Source organism: Sphingomonas sorbitolis (assembly GCF_036663875.1).
Lineage (GTDB): Bacteria > Pseudomonadota > Alphaproteobacteria > Sphingomonadales > Sphingomonadaceae > Sphingomonas.
The window spans coordinates 1-19,631 of the sequence record NZ_JAXOJS010000001.1 but is presented as its reverse complement, the minus strand read 5'-3'; the positions used below and the strand labels follow the sequence as shown (position 1 = coordinate 19,631).

The following is a 19,631-nucleotide window of genomic DNA, read 5'->3' as shown; positions in this document are numbered from 1 at the left end:
ACCGGGCCCACAACCCGTTAGGTCGCCTATTGTCAATCTACACGCCACCAAGCGCCAACTAAATTCGCGTTCATGATCGATTTTTCGGCACTCTATACTGATAATGCTTATCAATTCGCACGGCGTAACTGCAATCTCCACGTTAAAGCGGTCGATCCTACGACGATACCTCCAATGAGATCTGTATCGCGCGATTTATTTGTCACGACAGACTGAGGTACCGAGCTCCGGGCGGCGTCCCTCCTGCATCTGGGAGGAAGCCTATGCGTGATGCCGCGCTGATTTCGTTGATCCACGACCGTTACGCCGCCGTCCACGGGGCGATACCGGCCAGCGACTACGCGACCTATCTGACGATCGGCGCCCCCGATCTGCCGCAGGCGACGCTCGGGTACCGTCTCGCAGCTGGTGACGCGCTATTCCTCGAAGCGTATCTCGATCGGCCGATAGAGGCAGTGCTGACCGAAGCGTTCGGACGGCCCGTACCTCGCGCGCGGATCGTCGAACTCGGCGACCATGCCTCGCGGCGCGCCGGCGCGACCGTCACCTTGTGGCGCGAGGCCGCCGCGGCGCTTGCCGGGCAGGCGGATGTCGCGGTCGCGGTCTTGACCCGGCCGTTGCGATCGATGTTCGGGCGGCTGGGCCTCGACCTGATCGAACTCGCCCCGGCGCGGATCGACGCGCTTGGCGAGGCGGGTTCGGCCTGAGGCCGCTATTACCAGACCGACCCGGTGGTCTGCGCAGGAGACATCGCCGCCTGTCGTGCCATGCTCGATCGGAGCGCCCGCGCATGACACGGTTGCGGGATGCGATCCGAGGCCATGCCGAGCGCCGGCCCGATGCGATCGCGATCAATGGCGCGGCGCCGGTCACCTGGGCGACGCTGGCGCGTGTCCTTCCACAGTTAGCCGAGGATCTGGCCACCCGGTTTGCAGATGGCCGCCCGGTTGCGCTACAGGTCGATCAGGGCGTCGGCGAATGCCTCCTCGATCTCGCGTTGCAGGAAGCCGGCATACCGACCATTCCCCTCCCTGCCTTTTTCACGGCCGCGCAGATCGATCACGCACTCGATGCGGCCGGTGCGGAGGTCCTGCTGGCGGGACCGGTGGCTCTTTCGCTGGATACGTATCCAAGCTTTCAGGGTCGCGAAGACCGACGCAGCAGATCCGTCAGCCTCCTGCCAGACAGCACGGCACGCATCACCTTCACCTCGGGATCGACCGGCGATCCGAAGGGGATCTGCCTTTCGTGCGACCATCTCCTGGGCGTCGCGCAGGCCGTAGTGGATACGCTGGGTGTCCATCATGCCGGGCGGCATCTGCCGTTGCTGCCGCCGGGGATCCTGCTTGAAAACGTCGCCGGCTTCCAGGCGACGATGCTAGCAGGAGGGACCTATGTTGCGCTGCCCCAGTCGACTGTCGGCATGGCCGATCCGTTCCGTCCGGACGTCGTGGCGATCCTCAACACGATCGAGCGGCAGGCGATCACGTCGCTGATCCTCGTGCCGGACTATCTCGCCGGCCTCGTTGCGGCGATGCGCGCGACCGGCATCCGGCTGCCGCGTCTAACTTTGGTCGCGGTCGGCGGCGCGCGGATCGATCCGCTGCTGCTAGACGCGGCGGCCGACATGGGCCTGCCGGTCCGCCAGGGCTATGGTCTCACCGTATGCGCCTCAGTGGTCGCGCTCGACGACGGCGATCCGGCATCGCGCGGCAGTGTCGGTCGGAGCATCGGCGCCAACACCATCCGTCTCGCCGACGACGGCGAGATCCTGATCGACGGGCCGCTGTTCCTCGGCACCGTCGGCGCGCCCCGCGCCGCCGGGCCGCTCGCAACCGGCGATCTCGGACGGATCGACGACGCCCGCCGGCTCTGGATCGAAGGCCGCAAGTCCGCGCTGATCGTGACAAGCCACGGTCGCAACGTCTCGCCCGAATGGGTCGAGGGCGTGCTGACGCGCCAGCCCGCGATCTTCCAGGCGATGGTCCGGGGCGACGGGCGCGCGACGCTCGACGCACTGCTCGTACCGTCGTCGCCGAGCGCGGACGTCGATGCCGCGGTCGATGCCGCCAACGCCGCGCTCCCTCCCTATGCCCGCGTCGCGCGCTGGCAGGTGGTCGCGCCGTTTACCCCTGCGACCGGCCTGCTCACCGGCAACGGCCGCTTGCGCCGCGCCGCAATCGACGCCGCCTATCCCTATCAGGAGACCCTCGTGGATCAGCCCTTCTTCGACCGCCTCGTCAGTGAAACCCGCGAGGCGCAGGCGCGCTTTGCGATGACCCCGCAACTCATCGCCGGGATGACCGGTCGGATCACGCGCGCCGACTACATCGCCTATCTGACCGAAGCGCTCCACCATGTCCGCCATACCGTTCCTCTGATGCAGGAAGCCCGAGCCCGGCTTTCGCACCGACCGGTCCTGGTCGCCGCACTCGACGAGTATATCGAGGAAGAGACCGGCCACGAGGAGCAAAGCGGGACTTTGGTCCGGCTGATGCCCGACTGGATCGCAGGAAAAGCGGCCATCACCGCGGTCTATCCGGTCCGCGACGGCATGATGCCCGCGGTTCGCCTGTATTTTCACCAAAGGCCTACGACGGCCCGGGAATGAGTCTGAAGAGATGGATCGGCTATGTCGCGAAGAGCGCCTCATGGTAGGCCAACGTGGCAGCCGGAAGCGCGCACTATATCCGCAAGGCTCTTCTGGGCTTTGCGAACAGCAGCGGCAGATGGTTTTGAGGGATCGTTCAATGGTCGCTTGCGCGACGAGTGCCTGAACGAGCAGCTGTTCCCAACGCTGACTGCAGTCAGACGGATAATTGAGGCGTGGCGTACGGACTATAATACCGTGCGCCCGCACAGCAGTCTTGGAGGGTTGGGACCCTTGGAGTTTACGAACCGCCGCTGCCAAAGGCATATAGAGATCGAAGCCAAGTTTCCGCGACCTCAAAACGGAGATTAGGTTAGAGTTTCCCCAATTTGAAGAATTTCGCTAAATTGCTTTCAAGCAAGCATCCACAGAAAGATCCGATCTTAAGGCTCATGCGGGACCTTTTGATAGGTTTTGGCCGCTACGTGACGAGATTTGCCAGCTGAGCCGCATCATAAAAAGTGCGGTTTGCGGATCGGGTAATTTTTCATACCAAGCACCAATTGACGGGTTGTAGGCTTATGCAACTTGCTTGCTTGCGTTCAGGATATTGCGGGCCGACACCACCACGTCGATTTGGGCATTCGGCGTCTTCCAAATGATCGCGCTGTTCACATAAACCCGACCAGGCGAGCGATCCTGCGGACGGTTGAATGCGGAGACGTAATAGGAGGACTGGTAATCGGCGTCCGCCAGCCGAAGCGAACCCGCGGCCGCCAAGGGCAGGTCGTAGCTCGCGCCAGGTCACGGTTGCCGAGAGCAGGTTTTCAGGAATGCCCGCACAAGCTGCGGCAGCGCGATTGGGAATCGGCACCAAACCACCGATCTGCCCCCCGAGCGACGCCGAGATGCTGGCGCCCGACATTGGCCGCGCCCCTTCTCCACCGGGCAAAAAGCCCGGGATCAAGCCGGGACGGCGGCATCCCGCATGAGATCGGACCCGAGCGAAATCAGTCCAATGGCGACATCGCGAAACAGGTAGAACCCGGCTTCCAGCTTGGGGAGATCCGATAAATCGGGTGCGGGAACCCCCGACAGGCCCATCCACGCCGCAAGCGGCTGGACAATTTTCATCAGCATGTCCGCATCAACCGGCGCGAGATCACCATCGAGGATAAAGTCCTCAAACTCGAACAGGTCGAATAGCGTTTGCCCCGCCTTGTAGAACGGATGCGCTTCGAACTGCAGGACCAGTGTTTCGGCCCGATCAGGGTCAGCGCGGCGCACCCGGACACCGAGGCGTGCGAGTGTGGACAGGCCCGACCGCAGCACATGGTCCTGTCCCGCCACCAGCGCGAGCAGCGCCCGGTCGGAGGGGGTCAGGCCGGTCACAGTGCGCGCGTCACGACGTAGTTGGCAACTTGGCGGAGCACCGCCTTGCTTGGGTTATCGGGCACGAAAGCTAGGTCGCGCTCGAACCGGTGCACGCCCTTTCCCGCAAGCGCCAGCGCGTGCGCAATTCCATAATCGACCGAGCCGACTTTGTGCATCGCCGCTAGCATTTCCTCGGCCACAGCGAACGGCTTGTCGATGCGCGACATGGCGTTGATTGCCGTCATGCGCGCAACCACTTCGGGCGGACTCGATCGGAACAGGTGGATCATCATTACGGTCCGTTTCCCTTCGAGAAGATCGCCCAACGCTTCTTTGCCGTAAAGCGCGGTATCGCCGACAAGGTTGAGCACGTCGTCCTGGATTTGGAAGGCAATGCCAATAAGACGAAAAGCTTCGTTGAAGCGGTCGAGATCGACGGGCGCGGTCACGCCAGCCGCGACGGCGCCGATACGGCATGGGCTGATGCACGTGTACCAGCCCGTCTTTTTGGTACTCATCATGCTATAGTCACCATCGCGCCGCGGCACGACATTGCGCCGGATCCAGCCGAGTTCGATGGCTTGCCCCTCAACAGTCTCGCGGCACATGTGCAGAATCTCGTGGATCAACGCGAGGGTGCGCGACAGTCCGAGCGTCGACAGGTTCGACAGTGTCATGTCGACCGCGAACAGGTGCATCGCGTCGCCCGCGTTGATCGCAAGTCCAATACCATGCGCCTCATGCAGCGTCGGCAATCCCCGACGATGCGTCGATTCATCAGCGATATCGTCATGGACCAGAAAGCCATTGTGGAACATTTCCAGGGCCGCTGCCGCGCGGACCCCATCCTCGATACGCCCGCCAAAGGCGAGGCAGGTCGAGATCACCAGTGTCGGTCGCAATCCCTTGCCTGCACGTTGCACATAGTCGCGCATCAGGTCGTATAAGTCGCGCCGTGGCCGCTTGTTCGGCACCAGCCGCAGGATCTCGTCCACGACCAACTGCTTGAATTGCGCCATGGTTGCGTCGAGGTCGTTGTCGAACACCGGCGGCGCGGCTTGCCAACTGCCTGCCTGACGTCCTGTCCATAGCGATCGCGCCGGGGCCAGCACGGGCTCGCCACGCGCAATCAAATCCTCGCCCGCCGGATGCCGCTGATCGAGCCAGTCGAGCGCAGGCCAATGGGCTATGTCCCAGTGCGTTCGCGTTGTCCGCCGATCCGGGGTTACGCCCGGTTCGGAAGGAGACCAGCCCTTTGCCGCGCCGTTGCGATAAGCGAGCCATATCTGCTGGACTGCGCGCAACCCCGAAGCGCGCTGGGCAAGCAAACGGAAAGTCCGCCAGGTTGCCAGCACGTCGAGACGCTCGCCCCGAACATCCAGACTCCCTTCCATTGCTTGCTCGACCGGCCACCCGGCCCCATCGAACAGCAGCGCGAGACTGCGGTCGTCGAAGTACGCCTCGACCTGGCACGACGTGTCTGGGATCGCATGGGCTGCGGTCAGCATTCCTTGCGTGTTGGCGAGCATCGCATGACTGCCATCGCCAAAATGAACCAACAGGTGGACCGTGCCCAATTGCTTACCCGCCGCCGCGACGATCGCGGGTGCCCGTCGACTCAGCAGGCCGATCGTCCCGACCATCAGGTCTGCCGACAGCATGGCAGCGTTATCCGGCATCGGCACCGCCCGAAAATTCGACGATACCGCGCGTCTCAACGGTGAATCTTTCGCCGTTAAGTTCACCGGTGAGCAGGCAGTCGCCAAGCAGTTCGTGTACCGAGAACGCATTGAGACTGGTTTCTGACGGGATGACGAGCCGCGCTGCCGTTTCGGCATCGAAATCGAGCACGACCCAGTCGTCGCCCTGCCGGGCCGAAATGGCGAGACGACGCGGAACGGCGGCCATTGGGGCCACCCCGAGCAAACCGGCGAGCGGCGGTGCGAGCGTCACGCGGTCGCGCGGTAATTCGCCGCGTACCGCAAAGGTGGTTGCGCGCCGGGGGAAGTGTCGACGCATCCGGCCGTCCTTCCACAGCATGAAACTGGCGGTCGCATGGGGCGCATCTCCGGTCGGACGAATGAATGTGAAAACGCCAGCCCATCGCGGTGGCCTGTCCGGCTCGGGCGAAAGGTCGTTGGCAAAGCCGAACACCCACTCGCCCAGATCGGGCCATCCCCAGCGCCCGCGCACGCGTTCGTGATAGCCAATCAGGTCAACGGGAACCGGACCCGACCCATAATTGAAGCTTCCCGATCCGCGCACGCCGGTTTCCGACTGCCAGCGCAAATGCTGGTGCCGGGCGAAAAACGCGCACTGGCTCGTGCAGGGCTGGCTGGTACGGAACAACGAAAGGTCGACAGCGGGCGCACCGATCGGCGTATCGATCGCCAGGTTACGTACCTGTCCGTGCGGAAAGGGTCTGGCGAAGGCCGACCATGGCAAGGCATCGCCGATATCGGCGTTGAACTGGCTTGATTTCCACCCATCTGCGCTATGCGAATCGTGCAGTAGCAGGATGGTGGTCAGTCGTTCTTCGCCGATCTCACCACTTCGCAACTCTTCTTCGGGCGGACCCAACCAGGCGGCATTGGCAACCATTGCATGGCGACCGTCGGTCGAAAGAAAAGCATAGTGAAGCCATCGCCGGTCGATTGCTCGATGCAAAGGTGCCGTCGGGAAGGGGCCGGCCGGACCCAGTCCTTGGGCGCCTACCGACAAGGTGCTTGGAGTAATGAACCCAGACATTTAGCCCCCGTGCTTCGGAATACGAAATAATTCGGCGTTTTGTCCGAACACTGAATCATGTTATCCCACAATTGTAGGAGTCGGAAGCCCTACATCTTGGGAGTGTTCCGTGATGGAAGATACTCAAAAGGGCCGAACCGGCGTCAGGATGTTCACGGATCGCAGGCGGTTTTTATTGCCGTTGCCGATTCCTCGTGATTCCAAAACAGTAAAGGTAGATAACGAACGCCAATTGCTTGCGATGGCGCGAACTCTCAAACAGCGTGTCGAACAAGACCCAGAGTTCAGCATATTGTTGATTGCCAACCCGGTTCTTGCGCTCAAAGCCTATGGAATCGAACTGTCGCCACAGATGCAGGACCATGTCCTGCGCTCGCTACGGCATCCAAAGCTCCTGCGCGAACGCCGCGCGCTCCTCGAATCCCGCATCTACAAAAATCTGGGCGAGGCACCCTGTCCCGACGATCCCGTGTGGTTTGCCCGATTGGTCTTCGAAACGTGCCGACTCAAGCCTAAAGACTTGCGCGGTCTCGAACCCGCTTATGAAGCCCAACCCTTCGACAAGGCGATCAAGGCGCTGCAAGATGCGCGCCCTGCCCCCACATCGCGCTATCCGGGCGTGCGTCGTTTAGGCGGTAGTCAGATGCTGTCGGTGGGTCCGCCGCGGCCTGCAACTAGGCGGCTCGATATCGCCGCTTCTGTGCCGGACGCACCGATTTTGAAAACGGCGCCGAAGACTCTCACCCTTGAAGAGGCGTGGTTCTACAAGGACGATCCGGCTGTGGCTGACGTGGTTGAACTGGGCATAATTATGCGTCGCGCCCTGCCGCTCCGCACCGCCGAACAGTTCAGAAAGCTGCAAAGCGGTGAGGCGACCGACGTCTTCCGGGCCTTTGTCCGCATGGTGCATGTCAAGGACAGCAAGGGAGGGATCGCACCCGAGCCGTCAGCCGCCGCGTCATGAGCAATACTTCCAACTTCGACTTTTGCGTGCAGTTCGGGATCGCGCCGTTGAGAGCGATATTCCATCTGGCGCTGAAGAACGAGGCGATGTTTCCGCACAATCTGCCACCGGTCTCGCGCGACTTCGGCGGACACCTCGCGACCGTCTACGTCCGCTTGATCGACGACGACACGAACGCTGCGGACGTCGGGTTCGAAGCCGGGGACAACAAGGCGCTGCGGTTTTCCCTGCCGGTCGCGATTACCATCGAAACGCCTGATGCACCCGATCCGGCCTTGTCGCGGGTCACGCTGAGCTCGACGATCTCGGTTCCCGGTGCGCTCAGTCACTGGCCGGTCGATGGCGAGGACCAGCTCGGGATCGATTTCGGCGGCGTGGAGGCCGCCGATGTCGACGTCCCGGTGCTGACGGGGCTGCCAACGCTCGACTCGACGGTGTTCCTGGCGGCGATCCACACCCGCTACATGGCCCTACCTGCGCGCCAGTTCAGCCTGGGTCCCAACACGCTGACGATCTACGACGGCACGCGCGACCCGATGCTGAACCCACCCAATAAGGCGGGCAATCCCGAAATCAGTGCCTTCCTCGAGCTGCACGGGGGCAGGACCTGGTTGAAAGTCGTCCTGCCGCTTCACGCCAGCGTGCCGTCGGCAGCGGGCTTTTCGAATTATGGTGCCGCAACTTTCTGGCGCGAAGTCATTGACGACACCGGCGCTGCCCAGGTCAGGGTCGAGATGGGGACCGAGCCCGATGTCAATCTGCCCGGCCTGAACGGTCTTGCGACGTCGATCGACTTCGACGGCACACCATTTGCAGAGCAGCTCGTCATCGCCAATCTGCTGTCCCTGCTCAAACAACAGCTGGCCGGTTTCGGCACGATCGCCGCGCCATGGTTCGATGAGGCGGCTGCCAAGACGCTGATCGCCGAGGAAGCCGCAAACTATCTGAAACCGCGCAGATATCCCTATTACACACCGCGCTCGGGTGATCCGGCGCATCCGCTATCGACCCCGGTGGGCTTTACACTGCCCGATGCCCAGGCGCTGGCCATCCTAATGAACCGTCTTGATGGCACCACCGAGGCGGACGACGCCCCGCCGGACGCCTTCATCGGCAACAAGCAGGTGGCGCTGGCCGCGAGCCGACGCGTCCTCGACAAAACCATCTCCGATGCGATCGCGGCCGAGTTTCCGGACTTGGACAATGGCGGGCATCTGGTCAGCACTGCCGAGGGCAATGCGACGCTCAACAGCCTGTCGGTCACCCCGTCGGACGCGGGCACCCACGATATGGACGAGGGCCATTTGTGGGTCGAAGGCGAAGCCGAAGTCCATATCGACTGCTGGTTCGATCCCGACGTCAGCTTCGACGGATCGGTTCTGCTGCGACTCGACGTCGAGGAAACCGATACCGAATGCAAAGGCACGTTCCGGTCGGAAATGCATAATTTCGATGCGGGTGAAAGCTGCTGTGACGTGTTTGTCGATCTGATCATCCCGATCGTCGGCTGGATCATGCTGGGCGTGGTCGAAAGCATGATCGACAAGGTCGGGGGCGAAATCGCCCGCGATATCGCCGACCAGCAATCGGCGCAGCTTCAGCCGATTCCGCCCGTCGTCGCCGGCGTTGCGGAACTGCAGGCCTGCCTCGAATCGGTGAGTGTCAGCACGCAGGGTCTCGTGATGCCGGGCCATTTGCGGATCCGCCGCGACGGCACCAGCTTCGAAGATCTGTCCGCGACCGGAGACCTGCCCCGCCCATAAATTCCCGCAATCGAGGAGCGAAAGCGATGACTACCATCCGAGGATTTGTCGAAGCGTTGGAGATCAGTCGCGCCGGTCAAGCGAGTGCGTTCCTGCTTCATGGCGACGGCAGCCGCGCAACCTATACGATTGCGGACCTCGATGCCGATCCCGAACGCTTCAACGAGCGGCTGTCGCAACTCGGCCTGTTGCGCGACGCGATGGACCGCGCCGAGCCGGTCGAACTCGAATTCGACAACAATGAAGACGGCGGCGCGGCGGTCACCCGGGTCCGCCGCCTGACACGAGACGCGCTTGAGCGGCCCCGCGAAACCACCCGCGCCAGCGGCCAGGTCGTAGGCTTGGCCATCGGCATCGAGTCGCGCCCCGATATGCCCGAGCCTTCGGACTGGGCGGTGATTGCCCTGCTAATCGGCGGCAGTGTCGAGCGTTTTACGATCCAGCTGCAGACGCCCGAACGTAGCACCGCGATCGCCATGGTCGAAATCGCACGGGCAGCGCAGACCGAGGGTGGCACTGTCACGGTCGAATTCGACGACAAGAATCGGATGGTGACGAGCATCGTATCGGGCGGACTCGACGATACGGACAGCGGCAAAGACGCCGATGAGTTCGACGCCTTTGTCGAAGAGATCGCCCATGGACCCGGCATCGACATGATGCAGGTTGCGGTCACGACGGCGCCGCCCTTTGCGGCGGGCGATGGCAATGTCGTCGCGCTGGTTGCGTTTACGCCGGAATCACGCGCGCTGCTCGTCCTGCGCGGCAGCCCTGAATATGCGCTATTCGAAGCGGGCCTGCGCGACAAATTGCGGATGCGGGTTGCTTCGCTCGCCCCGCGTGACCGCGAAACGAAAGAGGAAAGCGGCGGAACCGAGACCAGGCCGAATGATGCGACAAACGGCGCACCGGCCCAACCGCCGACCGCGGTCCCCGCTACGCCCGCTTCACCCGACACATCCACCGCCGGTCCGGAGGTGATCGGCATTCTCAAAGGCTCCAGGTTGGGTTATGATCGTGGGACGGAGAAAGCCAGGCCGGAGCTGGTGCGGGGTGCCCATTTACTCGCGCCACTGTGTTCGGCGGCGCGTCCCGTGTGGATACAGGTCAACCGGCACGCGCTTGACGTAGGTCCGGAGGGAGACTGCCTCGAAGGGCTGCCGACCAGCGATCTCAGCCCGCGTTCGATGCGCGAAATCAATCTGCCCTATCGCGCCGAGTGGTGTGGCGTCGCATGCTGCAACCACGGGGTCTATCGCTTCCAGTTCGATCTCGATGTCGATTTCACGGTGTTCGTAGATGACGAGGAACTCTGTGTGCACGCCGACGAGAAACGGCATATGCGCTTTGCCCATGCCTGCCTCGACGGCGAACACGATGTTCGCGTCGTGCTCGAGAGCTGGACCTGCCGTCAGAAATTCGTGATGGATGTCTACCGCATCCGATAGGGAGACGTGTCATGGACGAAGAGACCGAGACTTTCGTCATCACCCAGCCGCTAATCGGCGACGAGCGGCAGGCATTCCGCCATGCGGGCAGCGATTGCGACCCGCCGATCGCACACCGGTTCGAAGGTGGCGTCACCCACCGTACCGATCAGCCGGTCGTTCGCATGCATTTGTGGGACCAAGACTGCGTCGGCAAACTCGATGGCCAAGTTGTCGTCCGCGGCGACCGCGACGCGCCGATCACCTTCGAGCACAGATTTGCTGATGAGCTCCAGCAATCGCACCGGATCCAGACGAAGCTCGCCGAGCCGATCCACCATGCTCTGCAGATGCGGACTCCGCTTCAGGTGCGCTTTTGTAATGTTTGGCAGGTCGCGTCGGACTATTCGGTCGGCATCGACGTGGCGGGAAGGCGTCTGATCGACATCAGGCTGACGGGTGCGACCGTCGCCACGCCATTGCGCTGCGATGACGACTGCGCGGCGCCGGCTGCGGCGACAACTCCCGCTTCGGGTCCGGTTAGCGACATTCGCGGATGAGTGATCCGACGGCGTTCGACGGGGTGCGTCAGCTCGCCGGCAATGCCGTGGATGTCGTGCTCAAGGCCGGTGTGGTTGTTACAAAGGGCTTTGCCGACACCGTTTCGGGCAAACCCCAGACCGTGGTTTTGGGGGAAGCGCCGTTGCTCGCCATCGTTCGGCACACGAGCTCAGGTCTGTCCACCCTCGCGCGCGTTGCATTAGATGCCGCGCGCGAGGGCGGCCAGCCATCGCCAGCGCCGCAAGCCGCACCGCCGACCGGAACTCAAAGTCCGACGCGGAACGGGCCACGGGTTGCTCCCGGTGAAACTCTGCACATTCCGCTTTCCGTTGACAATCCCGGCAGTCAGCCAATGGCCGATCTTGTCCCGACGGTGATTGGGATGCGATTTGGTGGCGCCGATGTGGCGCCGCCAGCCGTGCGATTCCTTCCGGCCACACTGACCGTCGCGCCGCGCGACTTCGAAAAGCTGGTCATTGCGATCGACGTGCCCATCGACGCACTTCCAGGGCTCTGGCAATTGAGCTTCACCATGGGGGTCGGTACAGCCCCTATCGAAATCGTATTCAGCGTTCAGGCGTGAGCCACAGTGTCTGGGCGACGCCGCAGCAGCAGATCGACGCCATCGATCCCGATGTTGATCGCCACCGCCGCCACATCGATGCCGAGGTCGAGCACAGTGTGCGTGCTTTTGCGGACACGGGCGACCGCAGGTCGGCGACGCGCCGCTTCCAGCGCCTTTGCGTCGAGATTGCGGTCGCGAAGCTCTTCAGCCGTGCGCGTGACGCGATCAACCTGATCACTGGCGAAATCGGCAACGTCTTCCACCGTTTCGCGTAACCACGTTGCAAGATCGGCTGCCGCGTCGAGTGCGTCCGAGACACCGTCCGTACCGCCCCGCTTCCGCGATACGGAAATAGCCTCCGCGCCCTTTGCATCGTTCTCGGTCATCTCGATCGTCTCCTTCGCTAAGTTTCTCACGGCATGGGGCAGGTTGAAATGCACTGTTTCAGGTCGACCGACAGCGGTGACCCGCAACGCCGGATCATGGACACGCAGCCATCCAATCACCGCCTCGACCAAGTCCTCGGGAGCGGAGGCGCTCGCGGTAAGGCCAATCCGCGAAACCCCGGCGAACATTTCGGGGCGCAGGTCATCGGCACTTTCGATCAACAAGCTGGTCGTGCCGCATTCGCGGGCGACTTCGACCAATCGGTTGCTGTTGGAGCTGTGCGACGCACCGACGACCAGCACCAAGTCGCAGTTTCCCGCGATCTTGCGAACTGCCGTCTGACGATTCTGGGTCGCGTAGCAGATCGTGTCGCCGTGCGGATCAGCCAGCTGCGGAAACCGTTCGCGCAATTTCCCCACGATTCGCGCGGCATCGTTGACTGCCAGCGTCGTCTGCGTGACCCACGCCACCGCCCCGGGATCGGGTGGGTCGAAAGCAGCGATCTCGCGTTCATGCTCGATCACGGTGACCGTTCCCGACGATCCTTCAGGAATATGGCCGATCAATCCCTCGACCTCGACATGGCCACGATGACCGATGACGACGACAGATCTACCGGCGCGCGCCTGTCGCGCCACTTCCAGATGAACCTTGACTACCAGCGGGCAGGTCGCATCGACGATTTCCAATCGCCTTTTTGCCGCTGCCTCAATCACGCTGGGCGGCACACCATGCGCAGACAATACGGTCAGCGCCGCTTCTGGGATATCTTCGGTTCGATCAACGAAGATCGCACCGCGCGCTTCGAGCCGCTGCACGACGCGCCGGTTGTGCACGATCTCGTGACGCACATGAACCGGTGCCCCCCTGAGTTCGAGCAGGGTTTCGACCGTTCCAATCGCTCGTTCGACACCCGCACAAAAGCCGCGGGGATTGGCCAGCAAAAGCTCCACCATTCCCTCCTTTTATTTACAGAGTATCTCTATCATATTCGGAGTCGTGGCGCTATTTTTCTTTCGGGAACTGTAATGCCGTGCCCACGATCCCATACTTTGTTGTTCAAGTTTCGATGGGTAAGGCACTTTGAGGCCTCGCAGGCGCAGATCAAACTACACAAATTGTTTTAGCACCAGGTCTCGACTTATTGGTTCTAAGGATAGCACCGATGCGCGGCGGTACCGCGAGCACTTTAGATTCATAGGCTTTGGCATTTGCGCCGACGACGATTAGATGACTGCCGAGAAGACGGCGTCGGTCAGTCTCGCGCGGAATTTCTTGTGTCTCGTTCGATAGCAGGGGGAAGCGAAGTGCACGGTAAAGGTGCTCACTCAGCGCCGAAGTCGGTCTGCTGCAACGGCCGGTAGCTGGACCGCCCGATCACCGCACCTCTCTAATCTGCTTGCTGCCGTAGAATTTTGTCTGAACGAGCGTCCGCTATCGACCCCGCGCGCGCGGAGCGGACAGACCGGTTTCCACCAATTTTGCCAAAATTCCGAGCGTTCGCAGTCGCATCAGCGGTCTAACTCACATCCGTGATTCGGAAAAGGCCACACGCTCCCGAATACGACCGATCAGGCGGTGATAAAACGCAGGCTAGTGCCTCAACCCTTTCCGAAGCCGATACCGCCAATCCCAATACTATCCGGAGAAAGAAAGGAATGTTCCTTCGAAAGGAAGGGCAAATGAAAGGAAGAACAATGTTGATCTTGACGCCTTACCTCAACGCCGCGCGGACACTCCTCACCGGGGGTGCCGATGTCCCAAAGCTTCGCTTCACCTCCGGTCCGGTGCTCGATACCCACGAGTTCGTGGGACTCGCCTCCATCGCCCAGGAGAGCGACCTCGACGTCGTCCATCTGGCGCCATGACGCCCGCCATGGTCATACCGTCCCGAGCTGGTGCGGTCCTGCCATGCAGGCGCGGCTCCACGCCGATTGGCTGGCAAATCTACCGAACGCGATGCGCGCAGCGGCGGTCACGCCGTACCGGGCTGGTACCTACACGCAGGCACATCCTGACTGCGCTGCGCTCTTCGGCATCTTCGAGCATCCGCCGCGGCAGCGGGGCGCGCGTTCCAGGCGTGGCATTCGGCATCGTCCGAGCCGCAGGATCAGGGTGAAGCGTAGCCCTTCGCCCTCGGCCTCGGCCTCGCCAGACCAGCAAGGCGTCTAGCGCGCAAGGCACCTGCGGCGCTGCAGGCACCGAGGCCGGCACCGCGCCCCCACGTCCAACGAGCAGATGAAGTGCGCCCTGTGGCGGGGCGGAAAAGGAAGACGGGCGATCCGCCAACAAACGGAGTTTACCAACATGACCATCCAGCATTCGAGCGATACCATGCAAGCCTGGACCTATGCCTTGCGCATCATCATGGGCTATCCCGCCTTCGCGCCGATCGGCCATACCATCACCTTCGCCTCCGGTGGACGCAGGGATCCGGTGGAAGCACTGCAGATCGCAGCAATCGTCGAACAGATCGGATATGATATAATCCACGTAAACTTCGAACTGCCGATCGCCGACGGTCCGGTGGGGGTGTCGCTTGCCACCCGTGCCACTTGTCACGTCGATTGGCATTCGGAGGTGAGCATCTATGCTGACAGCGACGAGGCACTGGTCGAGCTCTTAACCGACCGGCATCGCTGGTTTGTCGGGCCGCGTGCCGTCCTTACCGCCGCGCCGCTCCCGCCCCGCGGCAAGATCAGGCGCGGTATCGAGCGCGCCATGCGGCGCTGGCACGAGCAGGCGTTGCGATCTCACAACCTTGACCTGACCGGCTCGGTCTTCGTGCCTCAGGGTGCAAACTTCGCCCAAGCTATCCCCATAGAGAGTCTCGCTCGAGCCGCCTGATCGACTGTTCCGCCGGTCCGGTAGAACTGCCCGCGCAGCGCAAGCCGACTGGCGAATTGACCCATTTGCAGACGCTCAGTTTGCCCTACCAGCTTCCCAACTTCCGCCAGTTGTGGACGTTCGCGGGGTAATTTCCGCTCCCCAACTTCGGCCCTTCGTTCATCGACGCGGGGCTCATGCCGCACGCGTTCTACTATGCCCGACGGCCCGCCAGATTCTCGAAAAGGATGGTCGAGCGGGAATAGGCGTGCTTGTAGAAGTGGGTCTGCCGAGCCTGAAGGGTAGAAATGTGCCGAACAATGCGCTGCATATAACCCTTAGGACTCGTGACGTTCTCCATACCGTCTTTCCGCCGAACTTGTGGGAGAGGGTGGAAACGACGCTGATGAACGATTGTGGACCGCCGCAGGTCCATTCTCGAGATCTCGATGGCGAAGCAATGGAGCGCATTTGGCTCGCGACCTTGAAACTGTCGGATGGGAGCATCACTGCGTTCGAGAACGCGGTGCTTCTCGCCCAAATCGACTGGCGCGATGTCCTTTTGGGCGCCGGGTTCGGGAACGATTTAGACGCTCATATAAAATGGGCAGCCGTAATAGCGGCCTAATATTTTGCCGATTCGACGATTGCGACTTCTGCTCACGTGGAATTTTCAAAACTTGAGATGACCTAGGTTGCACTTGCTTTGATGAAGTCGATAAACGCGCGCAGCGGGGGCGGCACCAGACGACGGTCCGAATAATAGAGGAAAGGTCCGGAAAACGGCTGCCACCAGTCCTCCAGCACCGGCTCCAGCGCGCCGCTTTCGAGATGCGGGCGCAGCCAATCCTCGAACAGCGAAATGATCCCGACGCCTGCGACTGCGGCGTCGACGGCAAGATCGGTCGCCCCGCCGACCTGCACGATCAACGGCCCGCGCGGTTCGACGCGGACGATCTCGCCGGCGCGCTCGAACTCCCAGGGACTCGTCAGGGCACCGCTCGCGAACCGTCCGAGCACGCATGCGTGTTCCAGCAGGCTTCGCGGGTGATTCGGGCGGCCATGTCGATCGAGATATGATGGCGCGGCGGCAGTCGCCATCCGCTGGACACGCGGCCCGATGGGCACCGCGATCATGTCCTGTTCGAGCCGCTCGTCATAGCGGATGCCCGCGTCGCACCCCGCGGCTAGCACGTCGACGAACCTGTCTTCAGCAACGATTTCAAGCCGGATGCCGTGATTTGCGGCGAGAAAACCTGGCAGGAACGCGGGCAGCACGAGCCGCGCGGCGCTGACCGGCACGTTCAGTCGCAGCGCCCCCGCCGCACCGTCCCGGAAGCGTCCGACCGCGTCTAGCGCGGCATCGACCTCGCCGAGTGCCGGGGCCAGTCGGTCGATGAGCCCCGCACCGGCCTCGGTTGGCGTGACGCTGCGCGTGGTGCGGTGGAGCAGGCGGACGCCGAGCCGCGTCTCCAGGCGGCGCACGGCTTCGCTCAGCGTCGAGGCGCTGGTGCCGCTCGTCCGCGCCGCGTCGCGAAAGCCGCGCGCTTTTGCGACCGCGAGGAACGCAGTCAGGTCTCCAAGATCAGCGTCCATCGTTCGGTTTTCCGTACAGCCCGTGCGGATAATGCGAGATTATCGCGCGCTTCGGCAACGCCTATCTGGAGGGGGAAGAGGAGAACGACATGCAGACGATCGAACAGGCAGGCAGCTTCCGGCTCGGTGACCGCAACGTGAGGCGGCTCGGCTATGGTGCCATGCAACTTGCCGGACCCGGCGTGTTCGGACCTCCACGCGACCGCGACGCGGCGCTCGCCGTCCTGCGCGAAGCGATCGAAAGTGGGGTCGACCATATCGATACCAGCGACTTCTATGGGCCGCACGTCACCAACCAGATCATCCGCGAAGCGCTCGATCCGCCTCGGTAACGGGGTCGAAGGTGTACCCCTCCTTTGGCTTGGTATCGACCGCTATGTCGGTGCGGTAGCGAGGCATAGTCTCGGCATCCGCAAGGTCAGCGAGGCAGTGCAGGAAGGCAATGTCGGGAAATGTCATGACGTGCGCCTGTTAGACGTGGCCGCCTTCGCGCATAGCGGCACGAGGCACAGGAGGGCGGTGAGCAGCCAGAAGGCGGCGGGCAGACCAATGATCTGCGCGAGAAAGCCTATCCCAGCGGGGCCAGCGAGGATTCCGGCGTACCCGATGGTTGTGATCGAGGCGATCGCGAGGCCAGCCGGCATTACTGTTTGCGCGCCGGCCTGGCGGAAGAGAATGGGTACGACGTTCGCAGCGCCAAGCCCAATCAGCAGGAACCCGGCGAGCGCCACCGGTGCAATCGGCGCGAGAAGCATGACGACATAACCTCCGATCGACAGCAGGCCGCCCCATAACATCGTCCGGCGATCCCCCAGTTTGGCAACGATGGCGTCGCCGGTCAGGCGGCCGGCGGTCGCCCGAGCCGAACCAGATCAACAACGGCTTTGCCATCATCACGCAGAATTACCGATCGATCCCCAACCCCGATCTCAAACCCGAGACGAGCAACAGCGTCGAAGGTGGCATCCGGTTGAGCGGCACCGGCTGGTCGCTGAGCGGGACCGCATTCAGCAGCAGCTTCCGCAACTTCATCGACCAGGTTCAGGTCAGCGGCGCCTTCACCGCGGCGGATCCGGCGGTGTACCAGTATATCAACCGCGGCCGCGTCAAGATCGAAGGCCTCGAAGCCCGCGGCGAGGCGCGCCTGCCGGTCGGCGTCGGCGTCCGCGCCGCGGCGTCCTACGCGAGGGGCACGATGCGGACGACCGGCGTCGCTGGCACGCAGCCGCTCGACAGCATCGAACCCGTCAAGCTCGTCGCAGGCCTGTTCTACCAACCCGACGCCGGACCGTTCCGCGCCGAGGTCATCGCGACGCACTCCGCGGGCAAGAAGGTCGGCGACACCAACAACAGCTGCAACACCGCGGCCACCAGTTGCTTCACGCCGTCGGGCTTCTTGATCCTCGACGCCACCGCGTCGCTGCGCGTGATGGATCATGCGACGCTGCGCGCGGGGATCTTCAACATCACCGACAAGAAGTATTTCTGGTGGAGCGACGTCCGCGGACTGACCTCGACCTCGGTCGTCCGCGACGCCTATTCGCAACCCGGCCGCAACGCCGGGCTCTCCTTCTCGCTCAACCTGTGAGGTCCCCGATGTTCCGCTCCTTTCTCCTCGCGACCGGGCTGACGCTGGCCGCGCTCCCCCTCGCGCCGACGATCGCCTCCGCGCAGACGCAGGCCGTTTACGGCGACCAGGCCCGCGATCACGCGTCGATCCTGGCGATGGCCGGCACGTTCAAGGTGACGTTCGACATGCGCGAGACGACACCGCTGGTCGCGGGCTACACGCCCTACCCGGCCAAGCTCAGCGGCGGGCACGAGGTCGTTCGCGCGATCGTCGATACGCCCGACCACGTCGTGCTCCAGCATCTGCTGGTCGTCACCGACGGCAACGCCAAGACGATGGTGATCAAGCACTAGCGACAGGACTGGACGTGGCAACCCGCGACTGTCCTCGTCTACACCGCGGCTGGCCGCTGGACGCTCAGGCCGCTCGCGGAAGCCGAACGGCGCGCCGCTTGGTCACAGACAGTGTGGCAGACCGACGATTCCCCGCGCTATGGCGGGATCGGTCGCTGGCGCTACGACGACGGCGCCACCCGCTGGACCAGCGACGAAACCCGCCGCCCGCTTGCCCGCCGCGATGCGACCCGTAACCCGCCCTATGATCACTATATCGGCAGCAACCGCCACGTGCTCACCCCCGCCGGCTGGGTGCACGAGCAGGACAATGCCAAGATCGGCATGAAGGACGGCAAGCCCGCCACCTACGTCCATGAATACGTCATCAACACCTACGACCCAGCGACCGACTTCGCGGTGGCGGCAGCGGATGCGTATTGGGCGAAGACGAAGGAGTATTGGGCCGCGGTCCGCACCGACTGGGACCGCGCGGTCAAAAAGCGCTCAGGCATGAACGTTGTGGAGGACGCGTCAAACGGATCGACCACCGGCCACCAGTTAATGCTGCTCGCCGATGACATCGCGGCGGCTAAAATCGATCAAAAGTCGGGAGAGGCGGAAGCCGCGGATCTGATCCGGCGTGAAAGCGGGACATGATGAATTCTCACGGCAATCTGGCCGCTTCTTTAGCGACCCAGAACCGGTCATTCGCGCGCCCGTCCCCGCTCCCCAAACTCAGACTTTCGTTCATCTCCGCACGGACGACTTTTGGCGCATGATCGCCAGCCATTAATGTCCTGAACGGGAAGGAAGCACGAACCCGCTGCGCGGGAGGGTCGTGCGGGGCGCGGTTGAATTGACATCGCGGGTGTAGCGCATCGGTTGAGCGCTACGGGAAGCAGGCAGAGCATCGGGGTTCCACGAA

Annotated in this window: 18 protein-coding genes and 3 pseudogenes; 14 read left to right on the top strand and 7 right to left on the bottom strand. The window is 62.9% G+C overall.

Features of this window, described 5'->3' with window-relative positions:
- Positions 1-263 precede the first annotated feature (263 nt).
- From U1763_RS00105 to U1763_RS00095, 3 genes and pseudogenes are all read left to right on the top strand, one after another.
- Entirely contained in the window at positions 264-707 is a 444-nt protein-coding gene (locus tag U1763_RS00105; protein WP_332753568.1) for a thermostable hemolysin, read from the top strand.
- A gap of 83 nt (positions 708-790) precedes the next feature.
- A complete protein-coding gene (locus tag U1763_RS00100; RefSeq protein WP_332753567.1) occupies positions 791-2,611 on the top strand; it encodes an AMP-binding protein in 1,821 nt (606 codons plus the stop codon).
- A gap of 117 nt (positions 2,612-2,728) precedes the next feature.
- A pseudogene (locus U1763_RS00095) lies at positions 2,729-2,962 on the top strand (integrase core domain-containing protein); the annotation flags it as partial.
- Positions 2,963-3,169: 207 nt separating this feature from the next.
- On the opposite strand, the gene U1763_RS00090 reads toward U1763_RS00095, so the two are convergent.
- From U1763_RS00090 to U1763_RS00075, 4 genes are all read right to left on the bottom strand, one after another.
- Entirely contained in the window at positions 3,170-3,370 is a 201-nt protein-coding gene (locus U1763_RS00090) for a hypothetical protein (RefSeq protein ID WP_332753566.1), read from the bottom strand.
- 183 nt (positions 3,371-3,553) lie between these two features.
- Entirely contained in the window at positions 3,554-3,982 is a 429-nt protein-coding gene (locus tag U1763_RS00085) for a hypothetical protein (protein ID WP_332753565.1), read from the bottom strand.
- Entirely contained in the window at positions 3,979-5,625 is a 1,647-nt protein-coding gene (locus U1763_RS00080) for a polyprenyl synthetase family protein (RefSeq protein ID WP_332753564.1), read from the bottom strand. Before U1763_RS00080 ends, U1763_RS00085 begins: the two co-directional genes overlap by 4 nt.
- 7 nt (positions 5,626-5,632) lie before the next feature.
- Positions 5,633-6,565 carry a hypothetical protein gene (locus U1763_RS00075; RefSeq protein WP_332753563.1) on the bottom strand — a complete coding sequence of 311 codons (933 nt, stop codon included), beginning with the start codon at positions 6,563-6,565 and terminating at the stop codon, positions 5,633-5,635.
- Between the two features lie 259 nt (positions 6,566-6,824).
- On the opposite strand from U1763_RS00075, the gene U1763_RS00070 reads away from it, so the two are divergent.
- The 5 genes from U1763_RS00070 to U1763_RS00050 are packed head-to-tail and all read left to right on the top strand — an operon-like array spanning position 6,825 to position 12,010.
- Positions 6,825-7,676 carry a hypothetical protein gene (locus tag U1763_RS00070; RefSeq protein WP_332753562.1) on the top strand — a complete coding sequence of 284 codons (852 nt, stop codon included), beginning with the start codon at positions 6,825-6,827 and terminating at the stop codon, positions 7,674-7,676.
- Positions 7,673-9,439, top strand: a complete 1,767-nt coding sequence (locus U1763_RS00065; protein WP_332753561.1) for a hypothetical protein — start codon at positions 7,673-7,675, stop codon at positions 9,437-9,439. Before U1763_RS00070 ends, U1763_RS00065 begins: the two co-directional genes overlap by 4 nt.
- A 26-nt stretch (positions 9,440-9,465) precedes the next feature.
- Positions 9,466-10,887, top strand: a complete 1,422-nt coding sequence (locus U1763_RS00060) for a hypothetical protein (RefSeq protein WP_332753560.1) — start codon at positions 9,466-9,468, stop codon at positions 10,885-10,887.
- 11 nt (positions 10,888-10,898) lie between these two features.
- Positions 10,899-11,426, top strand: coding sequence for a hypothetical protein (locus U1763_RS00055; protein WP_332753559.1), 528 nt, complete (start codon positions 10,899-10,901; stop codon positions 11,424-11,426).
- Positions 11,423-12,010, top strand: a complete 588-nt coding sequence (locus U1763_RS00050; protein WP_332753558.1) for a hypothetical protein — start codon at positions 11,423-11,425, stop codon at positions 12,008-12,010. The genes U1763_RS00055 and U1763_RS00050 overlap by 4 nt, the downstream gene beginning before the upstream one ends.
- Here the strand turns inward: U1763_RS00050 and ispH are convergent.
- Entirely contained in the window at positions 12,001-13,332 is a 1,332-nt protein-coding gene (gene ispH / locus U1763_RS00045) for a 4-hydroxy-3-methylbut-2-enyl diphosphate reductase (RefSeq protein WP_332753557.1), read from the bottom strand. The genes U1763_RS00050 and ispH overlap by 10 nt on opposite strands.
- A 744-nt stretch (positions 13,333-14,076) precedes the next feature.
- Here ispH and U1763_RS00040 point away from each other — a divergent pair.
- The 3 genes from U1763_RS00040 to U1763_RS00030 all read left to right on the top strand — a co-directional run bounded on the left by U1763_RS00040 (position 14,077) and on the right by U1763_RS00030 (position 15,833).
- Positions 14,077-14,247: a hypothetical protein gene (locus tag U1763_RS00040; protein ID WP_332753556.1), complete on the top strand. Its 171-nt coding sequence runs from the start codon at positions 14,077-14,079 to the stop codon at positions 14,245-14,247.
- A gap of 439 nt (positions 14,248-14,686) precedes the next feature.
- On the top strand, positions 14,687-15,226 hold the full coding sequence (locus tag U1763_RS00035; RefSeq protein WP_332753555.1) for a hypothetical protein: 540 nt from the start codon (positions 14,687-14,689) through the stop codon (positions 15,224-15,226).
- 370 nt (positions 15,227-15,596) lie between these two features.
- Entirely contained in the window at positions 15,597-15,833 is a 237-nt protein-coding gene (locus U1763_RS00030) for a hypothetical protein (protein ID WP_332753554.1), read from the top strand.
- Between the two features lie 62 nt (positions 15,834-15,895).
- On the opposite strand, the gene U1763_RS00025 is transcribed toward U1763_RS00030, so the two are convergent.
- Complete coding sequence (locus U1763_RS00025) at positions 15,896-16,801, bottom strand: LysR family transcriptional regulator (RefSeq protein ID WP_332753553.1); 906 nt, start codon at positions 16,799-16,801, stop codon at positions 15,896-15,898.
- 89 nt (positions 16,802-16,890) lie between these two features.
- On the opposite strand from U1763_RS00025, the pseudogene U1763_RS00020 reads away from it, so the two are divergent.
- A pseudogene (locus U1763_RS00020) lies at positions 16,891-17,124 on the top strand (aldo/keto reductase); the annotation flags it as partial.
- A 132-nt stretch (positions 17,125-17,256) separates the two neighbouring features.
- Here the strand turns inward: U1763_RS00020 and U1763_RS00015 are convergent.
- Positions 17,257-17,598 (bottom strand): MFS transporter, encoded by a 342-nt coding sequence (locus U1763_RS00015; RefSeq protein ID WP_332753552.1) that lies wholly within the window; start codon positions 17,596-17,598, stop codon positions 17,257-17,259.
- Between U1763_RS00015 and U1763_RS00010 the strand changes: the two genes are divergently transcribed.
- The gene (locus U1763_RS00010; RefSeq protein ID WP_332754381.1) at positions 17,592-18,389 is read left to right on the top strand and encodes a TonB-dependent receptor domain-containing protein; all 798 of its coding nucleotides are present in this window, start codon (positions 17,592-17,594) and stop codon (positions 18,387-18,389) included. The two genes, U1763_RS00015 and U1763_RS00010, sit on opposite strands and share 7 nt — an antisense overlap.
- An 8-nt stretch (positions 18,390-18,397) precedes the next feature.
- Positions 18,398-19,363, top strand: a pseudogene (locus tag U1763_RS00005) (DUF6607 family protein).
- The last annotated feature ends 268 nt before the right edge of the window (positions 19,364-19,631 follow it).

Coding starts and splice junctions, on each gene's coding strand:
- U1763_RS00075 (WP_332753563.1), bottom strand. CDS start 6,565: ATGGTTGCCAATGCCGCCTGGTTGGGTCCGCCCGAAGAAGAGTTGCGA.
- U1763_RS00060 (WP_332753560.1), top strand. CDS start 9,466: ATGACTACCATCCGAGGATTTGTCGAAGCGTTGGAGATCAGTCGCGCC.
- U1763_RS00055 (WP_332753559.1), top strand. CDS start 10,899: ATGGACGAAGAGACCGAGACTTTCGTCATCACCCAGCCGCTAATCGGC.
- U1763_RS00080 (WP_332753564.1), bottom strand. CDS start 5,625: ATGCTGTCGGCAGACCTGATGGTCGGGACGATCGGCCTGCTGAGTCGA.
- U1763_RS00065 (WP_332753561.1), top strand. CDS start 7,673: ATGAGCAATACTTCCAACTTCGACTTTTGCGTGCAGTTCGGGATCGCG.
- U1763_RS00015 (WP_332753552.1), bottom strand. CDS start 17,598: ATGTTATGGGGCGGCCTGCTGTCGATCGGAGGTTATGTCGTCATGCTT.
- U1763_RS00070 (WP_332753562.1), top strand. CDS start 6,825: ATGGAAGATACTCAAAAGGGCCGAACCGGCGTCAGGATGTTCACGGAT.
- U1763_RS00100 (WP_332753567.1), top strand. CDS start 791: ATGACACGGTTGCGGGATGCGATCCGAGGCCATGCCGAGCGCCGGCCC.
- U1763_RS00105 (WP_332753568.1), top strand. CDS start 264: ATGCGTGATGCCGCGCTGATTTCGTTGATCCACGACCGTTACGCCGCC.
- U1763_RS00035 (WP_332753555.1), top strand. CDS start 14,687: ATGACCATCCAGCATTCGAGCGATACCATGCAAGCCTGGACCTATGCC.
- U1763_RS00025 (WP_332753553.1), bottom strand. CDS start 16,801: ATGGACGCTGATCTTGGAGACCTGACTGCGTTCCTCGCGGTCGCAAAA.
- U1763_RS00050 (WP_332753558.1), top strand. CDS start 11,423: ATGAGTGATCCGACGGCGTTCGACGGGGTGCGTCAGCTCGCCGGCAAT.
- U1763_RS00040 (WP_332753556.1), top strand. CDS start 14,077: ATGTTGATCTTGACGCCTTACCTCAACGCCGCGCGGACACTCCTCACC.